The organism is Aquabacterium sp. A08, assembly GCF_011742065.1.
The window spans coordinates 1-759 of the sequence record NZ_JAAQQT010000227.1 but is presented as its reverse complement, the minus strand read 5'-3'; the positions used below and the strand labels follow the sequence as shown (position 1 = coordinate 759).

Genomic DNA, 759 nt, shown 5'->3' with positions numbered 1-759 from the left:
ATGGCGGCGTTGGATTTCGCAATGACCACCCCACGCTCGTCGCGCTCGGAGACTTCGAGGTAGACGTGGCCGTTGCGCAGGCGGGCGTCCACCACTTCGACCAGGGTCCAGACGCCTTCGCGGTAGGCCGCGGCCACGGCCTGGGACACGCCTGAGAGCAGGCGGGACAGGGGAATGCCTTTGCCGGTGGGCAGGCTCAGTGCGGGTGAGGACGCTGGACTGGGTGCGGCGACGGCGGGCAGGCTCTCTGCCGAAGCCTCGTGCTGCGCTCGAAGGTCGGCTGGCAACCAGGTGGCGAAGGGGGTGAGGTCACGGCCTTCGGGCACGTACCACTGACGGCGGCCCGCGTCCCAGCGCGCGCCCAGGGCCTTGACCCGGTCTTTCTCGGCGTAAGGGGTGACAAGGTAGGTGCCGCTCATCGTGTCCAGGGTCTGGGGAATGGCTGTGGGTGTGCCGTCGTCACTCCAGCACCAGCCGGATCTCGGTCAGCTTCCAGTCGGCAAACCCGCTGCGCTCGAAGACGAAGCCGGGCTGCGAATCGTCCGCGCCCACCCCGGGTTCGCGGCCGTAGGCGATCAGCTTGTCCACGCTGGCGCGCTCGAAGGTCCACTCGATCTTGCTGGGCTTCTCGGCCGGGGCTGGTGACTGGCCGGGCGGGTGACCGGGCTCTTGCGCGCCGGGGCTGTTCCCGCCTTGGCCCAGCTGGAGCTTGCGGGCCTGCATCAGGTTCATGACCATCTCGGGCCGCATGACCGCATC

The 759-nt window shown here is 69.2% G+C and carries 1 protein-coding gene and 1 pseudogene; both read right to left on the bottom strand.

The features are described from left to right. Window positions 1–419, bottom strand: a 419-nt coding sequence (locus tag HA630_RS01270; RefSeq protein WP_243855318.1) for a DUF5710 domain-containing protein, incomplete at its 3' end; no start/stop codon positions are given. A 40-nt stretch (window positions 420–459) separates the two neighbouring features. Beyond that, a pseudogene (locus HA630_RS01265) lies at window positions 460–759 on the bottom strand (hypothetical protein); the annotation flags it as partial.